Annotated in this window: 9 protein-coding genes; 7 read left to right on the forward strand and 2 right to left on the reverse strand. The window is 34.7% G+C overall.

Translation table 11 applies throughout. From position 1 onward, the window contains the following. Positions 1 to 52: 52 nt before the first annotated feature. The 5 genes from IR213_RS10195 (at position 53) to IR213_RS10215 (ending at position 9,442) form a co-directional block, all read left to right on the forward strand. Positions 53 to 2,275 carry an alpha-galactosidase gene (locus IR213_RS10195; RefSeq protein ID WP_194312213.1) on the forward strand — a complete coding sequence of 741 codons (2,223 nt, stop codon included), beginning with the start codon at positions 53 to 55 and terminating at the stop codon, positions 2,273 to 2,275. Positions 2,276 to 2,320: 45 nt separating this feature from the next. Next, positions 2,321 to 3,337: a UDP-glucose 4-epimerase GalE gene (gene galE, locus IR213_RS10200; protein ID WP_194312214.1), complete on the forward strand. Its 1,017-nt coding sequence runs from the start codon at positions 2,321 to 2,323 to the stop codon at positions 3,335 to 3,337. A 225-nt stretch (positions 3,338 to 3,562) separates the two neighbouring features. Continuing rightward, positions 3,563 to 5,248 (forward strand): sodium/sugar symporter, encoded by a 1,686-nt coding sequence (locus IR213_RS10205; protein ID WP_194312215.1) that lies wholly within the window; start codon positions 3,563 to 3,565, stop codon positions 5,246 to 5,248. Positions 5,249 to 5,594: 346 nt separating this feature from the next. Beyond that, positions 5,595 to 8,075, forward strand: coding sequence for a TonB-dependent receptor plug domain-containing protein (locus IR213_RS10210; RefSeq protein ID WP_194312216.1), 2,481 nt, complete (start codon positions 5,595 to 5,597; stop codon positions 8,073 to 8,075). Between the two features lie 83 nt (positions 8,076 to 8,158). Then, the gene (locus IR213_RS10215; protein WP_228479161.1) at positions 8,159 to 9,442 is read left to right on the forward strand and encodes an APC family permease; all 1,284 of its coding nucleotides are present in this window, start codon (positions 8,159 to 8,161) and stop codon (positions 9,440 to 9,442) included. Between the two features lie 29 nt (positions 9,443 to 9,471). On the opposite strand, the gene amaB is transcribed toward IR213_RS10215, so the two are convergent. Continuing rightward, entirely contained in the window at positions 9,472 to 11,019 is a 1,548-nt protein-coding gene (gene amaB / locus IR213_RS10220) for an L-piperidine-6-carboxylate dehydrogenase (RefSeq protein ID WP_194312217.1), read from the reverse strand. A 304-nt stretch (positions 11,020 to 11,323) separates the two neighbouring features. Between amaB and IR213_RS10225 the strand changes: the two genes are divergently transcribed. Next, positions 11,324 to 12,229: an MBL fold metallo-hydrolase gene (locus IR213_RS10225; RefSeq protein ID WP_228479162.1), complete on the forward strand. Its 906-nt coding sequence runs from the start codon at positions 11,324 to 11,326 to the stop codon at positions 12,227 to 12,229. 151 nt (positions 12,230 to 12,380) lie between these two features. Here the strand turns inward: IR213_RS10225 and IR213_RS10230 are convergent, their stop codons facing one another. Continuing rightward, positions 12,381 to 13,493 (reverse strand): endonuclease/exonuclease/phosphatase family protein, encoded by a 1,113-nt coding sequence (locus tag IR213_RS10230; RefSeq protein WP_194312219.1) that lies wholly within the window; start codon positions 13,491 to 13,493, stop codon positions 12,381 to 12,383. Between the two features lie 124 nt (positions 13,494 to 13,617). Here IR213_RS10230 and IR213_RS10235 point away from each other — a divergent pair, with 124 nt between their 5' ends. After that, on the forward strand, positions 13,618 to 16,383 hold the full coding sequence (locus tag IR213_RS10235; protein ID WP_194312220.1) for a carboxypeptidase-like regulatory domain-containing protein: 2,766 nt from the start codon (positions 13,618 to 13,620) through the stop codon (positions 16,381 to 16,383). Positions 16,384 to 16,390 lie beyond the last annotated feature (7 nt).

A 16,390-nucleotide genomic window follows, 5' to 3' on the forward strand; every position in this document is an offset into this window, starting at 1 on the left:
TGGGAGTGAACTAAATTGTGCGGGTGAAAGGGTGTCGTTAAAAATAATTATTATGAGAGAAAAATTTAAATTCTGTTTCGATAAAAAGTGTGTTTTTACATTGATTTTTATGTTTGGAACCATCAGTTTATGGGCTCAAAAGGTGACAATTCCTATTGCAACCAATAGCAATTTGATGTTGTTGCAAACAGACAAAGAGAATCGTTTGATGACAGTATATTTTGGTAAACCATTGGCAAATGTTAATGAGTATTCTTCCGTATCAGATACTTATAATTTCAAAGACGAAAATGCAGGAATTTATAATTCAACGTATACTCCAGCGGGCACTTGGAGTCTTTCGGAGCCAGCTATTCAAGTAAAACATGCTGATGGAAATCCTTCCTTGGAACTTAAATACGTAAGTCATAAAACAGAAATGGTTGATGCGAATTCATCTATTACCAGTATTGTTTTAAAAGATCCGGTTTACCCATTTGAGGTGACTTTGTTTTATAAAGTTTGGCCAAAGGAGAACGTAATCGAGCAATGGTCAGAAATAAAGCACAATGAAAAAAAGGCGGTTTTATTGCAAAAATTCGCTTCGGCTAATTTATATTTTACAAATAAAGATTTTTATTTGACTAGTTTTCAAGGTCAGTATCTAAAGGAAATGCAACCGATAGAGTCAAAACTGTTGCCTGGAATTAGAACAGTAGATTCTAAACTCGGTACTAGAGCAATGCTGCTTCAAAATCCTAATTTTATTTTATCTTTTGGAAAACCTGCATCAGAAACAGAAGGGACAGTTATGTTGGGGCAATTGGCTTGGAGCGGAAGTTTTAAGTTGGATTTTGAGGTAGACTCATACAAAAATCTTCGTCTTATCGCTGGAGTTAATCCGTATGCATCTGAATATCTTTTACCAGCAAATCAAGTTTTTAAAACACCATCTCTGATATATGCTTTGTCTAATAATGGTACTGGTGAGGCTAGTAGAAACCTTCACGATTGGGCAAGAAAATATAGAGTTTTGGATGGCGAAGGAGAACGTCTTACGTTGTTAAATAATTGGGAAGCGACTTATTTTGATTTTGATGAAAATAAAATTGCTAATTTGTTTAAAGATGCTAAAGAGATTGGAGTAGATATGTTCTTGTTAGACGATGGGTGGTTTGGCAATAAATATCCTAGAAACGATGATAAAGCAGGTCTCGGTGACTGGAAAGAAAATGCCAAGAAGTTACCTCATGGTTTAGGCTATTTAGTCAAAGAAGCCAAAAAAGAAGGAGTTAAATTTGGAATTTGGATTGAACCAGAAATGGTAAATCCTAAAAGTGAGTTATATGAAAAGCACTTAGATTGGGTAATTCGTCAACCGGAAAGGCCAGAAGTGTATTATAGAAATCAATTAGTTCTTGATTTATCCAATCCAGAAGTGCAGGATTTTGTGTTTGGAATTGTAGACAACCTTTTTGTAAAAAATCCTGAATTAGCATTTATAAAATGGGATTGTAATGCAGTTATTTACAACGCTTACTCAGCCTATCTTAATAAAAAAGGCATTCCACAGTCAAATTTATATGTCGATTATACAAGAGGATTGTATAAAGTACTCGAGAGAATCCGTGCAAAATATCCTAAAGTCCCTATGATGCTATGCTCAGGTGGAGGTGGTCGTGGAGATTATGAAATGTTAAAATATTTCACAGAGTTTTGGCCTAGTGACGACACAGAGCCTATAGAAAGAATATTTATGCAATGGGATTACTCCTATTTCTTTCCTTCTATTACTACAGACAACCATGTAACTGACTGGGGAAAACAACCCCTTAAATTCAGGATTGATGTGGCGAGTATGGGGAAGTTAGGGTTTGATATTGTGGCGAAAAAATTAAATGATACCGATAAATTATTCTGTAAACAAGCAATAGCAAACTATAACTCCTTCAAAGATGTCGTTTGGCATGGTGATTTGTACCGTTTAGTGAATCCACACGAAAATGATATTTCGGCATTAATGTATGTAAATAAAAATAAGAGCAGGGCAATCGTTTTTAATTATTTGGTAAATAATCGATTTATGTTAACCGCAACACCACTTCCTATAGTTTTGAAAGGATTAGATCCTAATAAAAAATATGCAATAAAAGAATTAAACGTATATCCAGGAGTCATTTCGACGATGCTTTCTGAAAATATTTTTTCAGGTGATTTTCTTATGAAAGTAGGAGTAAATCCAAATGTAAATTTATGGAGAACTAGTGTAATACTTGAAATAACAGAAGTGAAATAAAGTCTCAAATGAGGCATCAAAAAGACGTTGCAAAATAAAAAAATTATGAAAATATTAGTTACTGGCGGATTAGGGTTTATTGGTTCGCATACGGTAGTTGAATTACAAAGTGAAGGTTTTGAGGTTGTTATCATTGACAATCTTTCTAATTCGTCTGAAAAAGTTTTAAACGGAATAGTTGCTATAACTGGTATAATGCCAGTCTTTGAAAAGCTGGATTTAAGAGAGAAATCATTAGTACAGGATTTTTTCAAAAGACATTCTGATGTTTCAGGTGTAATTCATTTTGCGGCTTCTAAAGCAGTAGGTGAAAGTGTAGAAAATCCACTTTTGTATTATGAAAATAACATTAATACTCTAATTTATTTGCTTCAGGAATTGCAACAGAAACCGAAAACCCATTTTATTTTCAGTTCTTCTTGCACGGTTTATGGTAATGCCGAAATAATGCCGATTAATGAAAATGCATCGGTTAAACCGGCAATATCGCCTTATGGAAATACCAAGCAAATTGGCGAAGAAATTATTACTGATGTAACAAAAGTAAGTGGCATAAACGCTATTTTGCTGAGGTATTTTAATCCTATAGGTGCGCATTCATCAACAGAAATAGGCGAATTACCTATAGGAACTCCCCAAAATTTAGTGCCATTTATTACACAAACCGGAATTGGATTGAGAAAAGAATTATCCGTTTATGGGGATGACTACCCCACAGCTGATGGGACTTGCGTAAGGGATTATATACATGTTGTTGATTTGGCAAAAGCACATGTTATTGCTTTGCAGCGTTTATTAGACAGCAAAAATTTAGCTAAATTAGAAACTTTTAATCTGGGAACAGGAATTGGAAGCTCTGTTATGGAAGTTATCGCAGCTTTCGAAAAAGTAAGCGGACAAAAATTACCCTACAAGATTGTTGACAGAAGAGAAGGCGACGTGATTTCAGCTTATTCTGACACTAAAAAAGCGAACAGTAATCTGGGATGGCAGACAGAGTTGACTCTGGAAGAATCGATGGCAAGCGCTTGGAAGTGGGAACAGAAAGTTAGAAATAATTAATTCATTTCATATCCTAAAGATAGTCACAGTAAGATTATTTTTGAAAATAACATAAAAGCATTGGATGGTATTTGAAGATTAAAAATCGATTTTAAAGGCTATTTCATTCGAGAAAGCACATCAATTTAAACAACTTTAATTGCACCGTATAAAAAATATAATTCCGCATTACATTCACTGTAATGACGAAACATTTACTAATTCTTATTATAAACCAAATTACCTATGAACCAACATCTTGCCTTTGCAGATTATGCAGTATTTATTATTTATTTTATCATGGTATCTACTTATGGCTATACCATTTATCGGAAACGTAAAAAAACAGAACATGATGCCAAGGCTTACTTTTTGGCTGAAGGAACATTGACATGGTGGGCTATTGGAGCTTCACTAATTGCATCTAATATTTCTGCAGAGCAATTCATTGGAATGAGTGGAGAAGGCTTTTTTTTAGGAATAGCTGTTGCTGCATACGAGTGGATTGCCGCTATTGCTTTGATAATTGTAGCCGTCTGGTTTATTCCTGTTTACATAAAAAATAAAATTTATACGATGCCTCAGTTTTTGAAAACAAGATATAACGAATCAACCGCTTTAATTATGGCTGTTTTTTGGTTGTTTTTGTATGTTTTTGTAAATCTAACATCTATTCTATACTTAGGAGCCGTTGCCATAAACGGATTAGCAGGCGGTGAATATTTACATATTATCATGATTGGACTCGCTCTTTTTGCCTTGATAATCTCTTTGGGAGGGATGAAAGTAGTCGCGTATACCGATGTGATTCAAGTAGCGGTTTTAATAATTGGAGGATTGGTCACCTCCTACATTGCTTTGACTACAGTTGGACATTATTTTGGTGTTGGCGAAAATGCAATTGCGGGGTTTAAAGTACTGATGCGGGAAGCCCCTGAGCATTTCAAGATGATTATTCCAAAACCAACAGTCACTTCTTCTCAAAACGACATCAATAAGTACCTAACTTTTCCAGGAATGCTGTCTTATTTGGCCGGTATCTGGATTATAAATCTTAATTATTGGGGTTGTAACCAATACATTACCCAAAGAGCGTTGGGAGCTGATTTACAAACAGCCCGGACAGGTATTTTGTTTGCAGGGATCTTAAAATTGTTAATGCCCATAATTGTTATGTTGCCCGGTATTGCGGCCTATGTTTTATATCAAAAAGGTTACCTCCCCCAATTGGTGGGGGGCAAAGATGGAGCCTATTCAGCAGTGCTGACTTTTCTTCCAACGGGATTAAAAGGACTGTCGGTTGCCGCTTTGACGGCAGCCATTGTTGCTTCTTTAGCTGGAAAAGTAAATAGTATTTCCACCATTTATACCTTGGATGTTCATAAAAAATACATTCAAAAAGAGGCTGGAGAAAGACAACAAGTCAACATTGGAAGAATGGCAGTTTTTGCAGCGATGCTTTTGGCTGTTTTATTTACCTGGAATGATGTACTAGGAATTGGCGGGGTAGGTGGTTTCACTTACATTCAAAAATACACTGGTTTTATTAGCCCAGGGGTATTTGCTATGTTCTTCCTTGGTATGTTCTGGAAAAGAACTACAGGAACTGCAGCTATAGTGGGTGTGATTACAGGTTTCTTATTGTCAGTGTTGTTTAATGAATTTGCTCCTGCTCTATTTGGGAATGAAACGTTTTTATACACCGCTTACAACAATGGTAAAGGGGCTTTCGAAATCCCATTTCATATTTGCATGGGATTGTCATTTGTATTTACCATGTTACTCATGATTGCAGTAAGTTTTGCTGGACCAAAAGTGAATCCAAAAGCATTTGAATTGGATACTGAAATGTTTAAGTTGAAACCGCAAACCACGGTGTTAATTGTAATCACTCTTTTAATTATTTTTGCATTGTATGTTAAGTTTTGGTAAAATATATGATTTAAGGCAACCTTTAAAAACTCTTCAATTTGTTTAAACTATTGATTATTTGTACCTTATAACAATGGAGCAGTCTAAAAGACATGAGATTAAGGATTTTTTGACCAAGAAATTTGGCTTACCAAACTAAGTCAGCTAGGCGACCCAATAGAAAAGCTAAACGAAGGAGTAGATTTTGAAATATTTAGAATAATTTTAGAGTCAGGCTTTGAGAAAATTGCCAAAGGAAAAGGTGGTCGTCCTAGGTTTGATTATGTAATGATGTTTAATTTATCTATTTTTGTTTAATAATCAATATCGATTATTTAGGACTAGTCATTAATCCAAAAAAACAAGTATGAAAAAAATTCTAAAATTTAGCTTTAGCGCCATTTTACTTTTTTCGGTAAGTCTTATTTATTCTCAAGACAACGATAAAAAAGAAAACTCTCAGAAAAAAGACACGCTAGAAACCCAACTCAACACTCTTGATGAAATTGTCGTTGTAGGAAGTAGAAGCCCTAACAAAAGCAAACTAGAAACTGCTGTTCCTATTGATGTTGTGAATTTGGCAAAAATCAAAAACATTACGCCGCAAACAAGCATAAACGACATTTTAACTTATATGATTCCTGCTTTTAATTCCAATCGCCAATCAGCATCGGATGGAACAGAGCATATTGATCCTGCTTCTTTGAGAGGTTTGGGTCCAGACCAGACTTTAGTTTTGATTAATGGCAAAAGAAGACACACCACATCTCTGGTAAATTATCAAAATACCGTCGGGAATGGGTCTGTTGGAACTGATTTAAGTGCTATTCCGGCTTCAGCAATAAAGCGAATTGAAGTATTACGTGATGGCGCTGCTGCTCAATATGGTTCAGATGCCATTGCAGGAGTTATCAATTTAGTCTTGAAAGAAAACACAGGTCTAGAAGTTAATGGTACTTATGGTCAAACATCCCGCAATGATGGTCAAACCACAAACTTAAATTTGAATTATGGTCATAAACTGGGAAACAAAGGTGGCTTTATCAATCTAACCGCTGAATTTAACAATCGCGAAAAAACCAATCGTTCACAAAATCACAACTTAATTATTTTTGATCAATCAGCTTACAATAACTATTTTGCCTATGATTTTACTGATGACCCAGCGGCTTCCCGTAAAATAGATGATGATTTGCTTGCCTCAAAGGGCTTAAACCGTAATGATTTTAACTTTCAGGTGGGTGATGCCAAAATACAAAACATCCAAGGGTTTGTAAATACTGTAGTTCCTTTGAACGACAATATCGAATTTTATGCTGCCGGTGGTTTCAATCAAAAAAACGGTACTGGATTTGGATTTAGACGTTTGCCAAGTGAAACTTATAATGTTGTCCCTGAATTATTCCCCAATGGTTTTCAACCAGAATTGAAGTCTAATATTCTTGATGCATCCTTAATTTCTGGTTTCAGATTCAAGTTTACTGATTGGAAATTAGATTTAAGCAATACCTTTGGAGTAAACAATTTTCAATACAATGTTGACAACACCAATAATTTTTCTTTAGGAGCGGCTAGCCCAACCAGTTTTGATGCCGGTAGCCACTCTTTTACTCAAAACACCATAAATGCTGATGCTTCCCGCGCTTACAAATCAGTTTTTAAAGGGCTAAACCTAGCTTTAGGAGCAGAATTCAGATATGAGAATTATCAAATTCTTGCTGGCGAAACAGCTTCCTATGAAAATGGTGGAGCACAATCTTTTCCGGGCTTTTCTTATTTGAATGTTGTAAATAAATCTAGAAATAGCACCGGTATTTATGCTGACGCCGAATTGAATTTTACAGATAAATTTATGGTTGGAGCTGCAGTGCGTTTTGAAAACTATACTGATTTTGGCAACACTACAAACGGGAAACTTTCTGCCAGATATAAAATTACTGACAAGTTTTTTGTTCGTGGTTCTGTAAGTACTGGATTTAGAGCTCCTTCATTGCAACAACAATATTTCAACAACATTGCTACCGATGTTGTGGATGGAAAATTATTAAATTCAGGAATTTTTAGAAACGATAGCGATGTTGCCAAACAACTTGGAATTCCAAAATTAAAAGAGGAAACCTCTAATAATTACAGTTTTGGCATTGTATATTCTCCATTAAAAAAATTGCATTTTACGGTTGATGCCTACCAAATTAAAATCGACAATAGAATTATCCTTACCGGAAATTTAGGAAATGATCCTTATGGCGAACCCGTTCCGGAACTACGAGCATTGTTTGCAACTTATGGAGCACAAACAGGTCGATTCTTTACTAATGCCATCAATACAACTACAAATGGTGTTGATTTTGTTGCAGATTATGACTTGAATTTAGGAGCTGGAAATCTAAATATTTCGTTGTTGTACAACTACAACAAAAACAAAGTATCTGATAAATTAAATAATATCCCTGCGGCATTCGTTGGTCAGGAAGATGTTTATTTTGGCCCGCAAGAAAGAAGCTTGATAGAAACAAATACACCCTTACATAAAGGAACATTAGCCTTAAATTATGGGATTAACAAATTCAACTTCTTGTTAAGAAACACTTATTTTGGCGAAGTTACCCGAAATGGATTCCCTTTTGGAGTCTCTCAAACACATGGTGGAAAAGTTGTAACTGACTTAACATTGGCTTATAAAGCAACCTCTAAAATCCAATTTGTTATAGGAGCCAATAATTTATTAGATGTTTTCCCGGACAAACAAGTTTATGAAAACAGTTATTTTGGAGTGTTTAAATATGCTCCGGTTCAAATGGGAACAACAGGTGCTTACTATTTTGGAAGAATAAGTTACCAATTATAAATCATTTTTTTTAAGTTATTTTCATTACTTTGCCAAGGCGAAAACCTTGGCAAAGTCTTTTTTATTAAATACAGAAATTAAGATTGAAAAAAATTACTTGGCTTACTGCCACAGCATTGGTGGTTTCAAATATGATTGGCACCGGGATTTTTACTTCTTTGGGGTATCAGGTTGCTTATTTGACAAATACGTATTCCATAATTTTACTTTGGTTCATTGGTGGAGTATTAGCACTATTTGGGGCTTTTTGTTATTCAGAATTAGGTAATTATTACAAAGAATCGGGTGGCGATTATATCTATTTATCACGAGGTTTTCATCCTATTTTTGGATATTTAAGCAGTTGGATTTCGCTGATTGTAGGTTTTTCCGCTCCTGTTGCTTTGGCGGCATTAGCGATGAGTAAGTATTTGCAGATTTTTGGATTAGAATTAGGGAAGGAATTTTCAATAGGGATTATTGTTCTAATAGCCATTTCACAATCTTTTAGTTTAAGAATAAGCAGTGAATTTCAAAATAGTTTTACCCTTCTTAAAGTCATATTTGTTTTGGGATTAATCGGTCTAGGCTTGTATTTGGCTCCACATACGAACAATGCAATAAATTTTGACGAAACTTGGATAAAAGAAATTCAAATGCCAGAATTTGCAAGTTCATTGGTTTTTGTGTCTTTTGCTTACACCGGCTGGAATTCTGCTTCTTATATTGTCGGTGAGATAAAAAACCCAACTAAAAATCTTCCAAAATCGCTCATTATTGGAACTCTATTTGTGACCTTGGTTTATGTTTTAATCAATTATGTATTTCTAAAACACGCTCCAATTGCTTCATTAGTCAATCAAGAAGATGTCGCATCTATTGCTGCAAAAAGTTTTTTGGGATTGAATGGTGCAAAATGGGTAAGCTTTTTTATTGCGGCTCAATTAATTGCAACCATTAGTGGCTATTTATGGATTGGTTCCAGAGTTAGTTTTGCAACTTCAAAGGAAAATAAACTATGGGGTTTTATGAACAAATCGAAAAATGGTATTCCGTATTTAGCTTTGTGGATTCACGCTTTAATCGCGATTATAATAATTTTGACTGGAGAGTTTGAAGAAATTTTTATTTATGCTTCGTTCTTGCTGCAAATATTAGCAACACTGGCGGTTGCAACAGTTTTTACTATACCTTCAAGCAAAAGATACATTTTCAAAGGGAAATATTTTTGGGTTTTTCCGGTCGTGTTTTTAGCATTTGGTGTTTACATTTGTTATTTTACCTTTATAGCACACCCAAAAGAAAGCATCATTGGACTTTCAACTATTATAGTAGGTTTAATTTTATATTTCTTAGATAAAAATACAAAATTAAACCCTATTCCTTAATTTAATCTTTTTGTTTAAATAACTCTAGACTACAAATCAAATTTTATTCCTTGTGCCAATGGCAATTGCGTTCCGTAATTAATGGTATTCGTTTGTCTGCGCATATAGGCCTTCCAAGCATCTGAACCGGATTCGCGTCCGCCACCGGTTTCTTTTTCTCCACCAAAAGCGCCACCAATTTCTGCTCCAGAAGTTCCAATATTTACATTGGCAATTCCGCAATCTGAACCAGATTGAGAAAGAAATAATTCCATTTCTCGCATACTGTTCGTGAAAATTGAAGAGGAAAGTCCTTGAGGAACTCCATTTTGCAATGCAATCGCTTCTTCAATTGTGGAATATTTCATTACATATAAAATTGGTGCGAAAGTCTCAGATTGAACAATGTCAAAATGATTTTCGGCTTCAATGATACACGGTTTCACATAACATCCGCTTTCGTATCCTTCTCCTTCAACCACACCGCCTTCAACAATGATTTTTCCACCTTCTTTTTTTGCGATTTCTATGGCATTCAAATATTCCTGAACTGCTCCTTTGTCAATAAGTGGTCCAACGTGATTATTCTCGTCCAATGGATTTCCGATTTGCAATTGACTGTAGGCATTTTTCAAAACGCCGATGGTTTTATCATACACACTTTCGTGAATAATTAAACGGCGAGTCGAAGTACAACGCTGTCCAGCGGTTCCAACGGCTCCAAAAACTGCTCCAACCAATACCATACTGATGTCAGCGTGTTGCGAAACGATAATCGCATTGTTTCCTCCCAATTCGAGAATCGTGTTTCCAAAACGTTCCGCAACGGTTTTTGATACGTGACGTCCAATTCTTGTTGATCCTGTAAAAGAAACCAAGGAAATTCTTTTGTCATTATTAATTAAATCTCCAGATTCATTTCCTGTTACAAGGCAACTTACTCCTTCGGGAACATTATTTCTTTTTAAAACCGTTTTTATAATATTCTGGCAAGCAATGCCACATAAAGGCACTTTTGAACTTGGTTTCCAAATAGCAACATCTCCACAAACCCAAGCTATCATTGCGTTCCAACTCCAAACCGCAACAGGGAAGTTAAATGCCGAAATAATTCCCACGGTTCCTATCGGATGGTATTGCTCGTACATTCTGTGTTGTGGTCGTTCAGAATGCATTGTTAATCCGTACAATTGACGTGATAAACCTACAGCAAAATCACAAATATCAATCATTTCCTGAACTTCACCATATCCTTCCTGAAGACTTTTTCCCATTTCGTAAGAAACCAATTTACCTAATGGTTCTTTGAATTTTCTTAATTCGTCTCCCATTTGACGAACGACATCTCCTCTTCTTGGAGCAGGAACCAAACGCCATTCTATGAAAGCTTCTGATGCTTTTTGCATCGTTTTTTCATAATCTTCTTTGGTCGAAGCTCTTACTTTAGCAATTAAAACTCCATCAGCAGGTGAATAGCTTTCGATGATTTTTCCGTTTGCAAAATTGTTTGCTCCCGTTGAAGTTCCTTCGTTTATGGCTTCAATGCCTAAAATTTCTAAGGCTGATTTTATTCCGAATTGATCTGCTATTGTTATCATTGTAACTTTTTTAGTTGTAATTGTTATATTTTTATGTAAAGATATTATTTTAAGATGAATCTAGATGCTATTGAGATGTTAAAATCAAAATAGGCAGAATGTAAGCTCCTAATAAAGCTCCAAAATTAGAATTAAGCTATGGTAAAATTAAAGAATTTCATCAGGTTGCTGTCTGTTTTTACAAAAAAAATGTGTTCATTCAAAAAGAAGGAAGTAATTTTACAATCGAAAATAAAATTTAAAATAATACTCCTCGAATATGATTTCTATTAATAGGCTCCTTATTATTTTGCTTTTAATATCAATGCAATTGTTCGCCCAGAAAGCAGCATTTAAGTTAGTTCCTCTGGGAGTAAAAGGAGGTATTGACGAAAAAAATCTTTCAGCTTACTTGGTTGCTCCTATTCACACCCATGATTTTATCTGCCTCGATGCTGGAACCATAAACGATGGAATTGAAAAAGCGGTGGCTAATAAAGTCTTTACGGTTACCCCGAGTGAAGTGTTAAGAAAATACATCAAAGGATATTGTATCTCTCACGCCCATCTGGATCATGTTTCGGGTTTGATCATTAACTCACCCGCAGATTCATCCAAAACGATTTATGCCACAAAAAAATGCATGGAAATGATGGAAAAGCATTATTTTAACGGAGAGACTTGGGCTAATTTTGGGGATGAAGGCATGGGGTTTCAGTTAAAAAAATATCATTTCCAAACGCTTATTGTCAATGAAGAGACCCAGATTACCAATACCACAATGACAGTTAAAGCTTTTGCGTTAAGCCATGTAAATCCTTTTGAGAGCACCGCTTTTTTAATACAAAACGGAAATGATGCTATTTTATATTTGGGCGACACAGGTCCCGATTCGGTAGAAAAGAGCAATGATTTAAGCTTATTATGGCAAGCCATTGCACCATTGATTCAGCGCAAACAGTTAAGAGGGATTTTTATTGAAGTTTCATTTCCAAACGAGCAACCGGATTCCTTATTGTTTGGGCATTTAACCCCCAACCATTTAATGAAAGAGCTTCACAAACTGGAGGAATTGACGGGAAGAACGGCCTTGAAGAATTTCAAAATTATCGTCACTCATTTGAAACCACCAACCAAAAATATTGTAAAAATTAAAGAGCAATTGCAAAAGCAAAATGATTTAGGCTTAGAGCTCCTATTCCCAGAACAAGGAAAAAGTTATGAATTGTAGTTTTTTAATTTTATTTGGAATTACAGCCATTGAATGCCATTTATTTTTAAACAAATAAGAAATCAAGGTACAATGAAATTTCATACTTGGTAAAACTTTAAGTTATCCGAAATAAGTGCCTTTATGCTTTTACAAAAGAACTGGCAAAGCCTCACTTTTTCTCTTTTATCAAATAGATATATACAGGAAAATGATCGCTGAATCCTACTTCGTTAACAGAATGTCGTAGCGGATATCCTTTATATTGCCCCGTGGTTTGAATCATGAACGGCCTGTTAAAAATTCCTGCTTTCCAATATCGGAAAGAAAAATAATCGTTTCTGATTAATGTTTCGGAAACCATTATTTGGTCAAAAATATCACCTGCATCTCGATAAAATAAGGTTGCATTCCCGTCTTTATACATTTGTTCAAAAGGATTGTAAACTCCAAATTGTTTTACTTCCGATTTTTTTAACTTGGCCCCAACTCCTTCTTTCACGCTTTTATTATAAGTTCCATCGTTTAAATCTCCCATACATATAATTTTTGCTTCGGGGTTTACTTTATAAATTGAGTCCATTATTTTCCTGTCTAATCTTCCGGCAGCTTCACGAAACGGACTACTCTTTTTCTCGCCTCCGGAACGTGAAGGCCAGTGATTTACTAATAAGTTGATTTCTTCACCATCAAGAAATCCAGTTACTAACAAAATATCTCTTGTATAAACTCTATTACTATTTATAATTTCGGTTTTGTCTTCGTCACCTTTATCTTCTTCAGTTTCATTTTCTTTTTTTATTTCTTTGTTAGTTTTACCGCGGTAGATTATCAAAGGAATATTTATAAAACTGGTTGGTTTGAAATGTTTTTTCTGATATAATAATCCAACATCAATTCCTCGCTTGTCAGGAGAATCAAAATGTACAATTCCGTAATCGATTGTTGCAAGATTGGGAGTTTTTATTAAATCTTCCAAAACGCCTCGGTTTTCAACTTCTGAACATCCAATAAAAGTTGGCGCCTCTTTTTGTTGATCATTAGTGCCTATTTGCATCAATACTTTCGAAAGATTTTCTAATTTTTGGTTGTATTTTTTAGAAGTCCATCGTTGCAATCCATTGGGCAACCATTGATCATCATAATTGGCTCCTTTAATGGTGTCAAATAGATTTTCAAAATTATAGAATACAACTGTACGTACAATATATTTTTTGTCTTGCGCTTTAGCGACAATCATTGAAGATAACGCAAAAAAAAGAGCAATTAAACTTAGAATTCTCATGAATTTTAAATAGTATTAAAAATAAATTTAGCAAAATAATAAAAACAAATGTAATTAATAATAATTTAAAATGTACATTCACATTTTATTAAGAATATTATTCTCGTTAAATTAATTGATTTTTATGAAAAAAATTCTTGTTAATATGTTGTTTATAATGCAATTATCGTTTTGTTTTGGACAAACAAATACTGTGGTTTTAGGTAAAATATTAGATTCAAAAAATCAAAAACCAGTCGAAAGTGCAGTTGTTTCAATCCAAAACACAAACTTGACACGACTTACTGATGCAAATGGAAAATTTTATTTAGACCAGATCGCAACCGGAAAGCAATTATTGTTTATTAAAAGTGAGGGTTACAAAGATCAGTTGCTTCAAATCGAAATTATTGAAGGAAACATTTTGGATTTAGGCATACTTGCATTAGAAATTGATTTGACACAAGAAAAACAAACGGCGTTAATAACCATTAGCGAAACTGATTTAGATGACGACAACAGCACTTCAGAAAGTACGACAAGTTTGCTACAATCCTCACGTGATGCATTTTTACAGGCGGCGGCATATAATTTTGGGGCGGCACGATTTAGTGTTAGGGGAATAGATAACAAATATTCTAACGTAATGATTAATGGTGTTTCAATGAACCGTGTTTCTGACGGAAGACCACAATATTCAAACTGGGGCGGTTTGAATGATGCTTCTAGAAACCAAGAATTTACAAATGGATCGGCTCCATCTGATTATGCTTTTGGAGGAATTGCAGGAACGCAAGAAATAAACACCAGAGCTTCTATTTACAGACCCGGGACAAGAATATCCTTTCTAAACACAAATACCAATTATAATTTTCGGGCAATGGCAACTACTTCTTCCGGAATGAATAAAAAAGGCTGGGCATATGTTGTCTCCGGCTCAAGGCGTTGGGCTCAAAATGGGTATTATGAAGGTACTGATTATAGTGCAAATTCTTTATTTGCAAGTGTCGAAAAGAAAATTAATGATAAAAACAGTCTCAACTTCACAGCTATATATGCCCAAAATAAAAGAGGGAAAAACTCTCCAAATACTGCCGAAGCTTCTGATTTAGCAGGCATTAAATACAATTCTTATTGGGGTTTACAAGAAGGCAAAATAAGAAATTCCAGAGAGAAAAAAACAGAAGAACCTCTGTTTATGTTGACTCACTATTGGAAAATAAATTCAAAAACTAATTTGAATACCACAATTTCGTATCAAATGGGTCAAATTGGTAATAGCCGACTAGATTATACAAAAGCAGATAATCCTGACCCAACTTATTACAAAAAATTGCCAAGTTATTATTCCAATTTATTTCTAAATGGAGTGTATGTGGGTGAATCTTCGGAAAATAGTGCCAAAGCAGATTTAACCAAAGTGAGTTTTTTGGAAAACCATCAATTAGACTGGAAAAATATTTACAAAGTTAATGGGCAAAACTTGGCAAACGGAAGCCGATTTGTATTGTATGAAGACCGAAATGACGAAAGCATTGCCATCGCAAATTCTAATTTTTCAACACTCCTTTCGGACTATGTTTTAATGACGGCCGGCGCAAACTACTTGTATTCTAAAACAAAGAATTTTAAAAATATGCTGGATTTGTTAGGAGGAAGTTACTATACTGATATAAGCACTTTTGGTTTGAATGAAGACCAGCAACAATCTGACTTGAACAATCCTTTTAGAACATTGGGTGTGAGAGAACATTATGGCTATAATTACAATATTGCCGTTGCAAAATTGGAGGCGTTTACACAGTTTAAATTTATTTATAAAAAAATAGATTTCTATTTAGCACAATCATTCTCCCGTTCTGCTTATCAAAGAGAAGGCTTTTATAAAAATGGTTATTACCCAACGAATTCCTTGGGGAAAAGCAAAAAAATAAATTTGGATAATTTTGGATTTAAAGGAGGTTTGACATATAAATTGAGCGGAAGAAATTATATTGATTTCAATGCAATTTATATGACAAAAGCTCCAAACACAAAAGATGTTTTCTCGAATTCCCGCATAAACAATTCGGTTACAGACGAAATCACAAATGAAACCATCAAAGGAATAGATTTGAGTTATGTTTTTAAAACCCCAAGATTTAAAGCAAGATTCACGGGATATTTCTCAGAAATAGTAAACTCAACCGACATAAGTTTCTATTATGCCGATGCTGTAAATAGTAGCGGAAAGGGAGCATTTGTTTCTGAAGTTGTAACCGGAATGAACAAAAAAAATAGAGGAATTGAAACCGGTTTAGAATATCAAATAACTTCGACAATAAAGGTTACCGGAGTTGCTGCTTATGGTGAATATACCATCACCAATAATCCGAATGTAAGCTTAACCGACGATGCATCTTCTACCGTCACAAATTACGGTCAAGCCAAATTAGCAGGTTACAAACAAGCCGGAATGCCACAACAAGCTTACTCCATTGGAATAGAATATAGAGATCCAAAGTTCTGGTGGATTGGTGTCAATGAAAATTATTTAGCCTCCAATTATGTTGATGTTTCTTCCTTGTTGAGAACAGATAATTTCTATACAAATGTTGACAATGCCGGAATAACAATAAACCAATCATTGGCAGATAACTATTTGAAACAAGAAAAATTTGATCCTTTCTTTCTGCTTAATTTGGTGGGAGGAAAATCTTGGCGGATGAAGGAAAAGACGTTGGGACTTTTCGCAACCGTCAATAACGTTTTAGACATTGCCTATAAAACAGGAGGCTTCGAGCAATCGAGAAACGCCACCTATAGACAAGAATATGAAGATCATCAAAGCAGTGGGCCAAGTGTTTTTGCTCCAAAATATTTCTACGGATATGGAAGAACTTATATGATAAATATCTATTTAAATTTTTAAAGATTGG

Source organism: Flavobacterium soyangense (assembly GCF_015277675.1).
Taxonomy (GTDB): domain Bacteria; phylum Bacteroidota; class Bacteroidia; order Flavobacteriales; family Flavobacteriaceae; genus Flavobacterium; species Flavobacterium soyangense.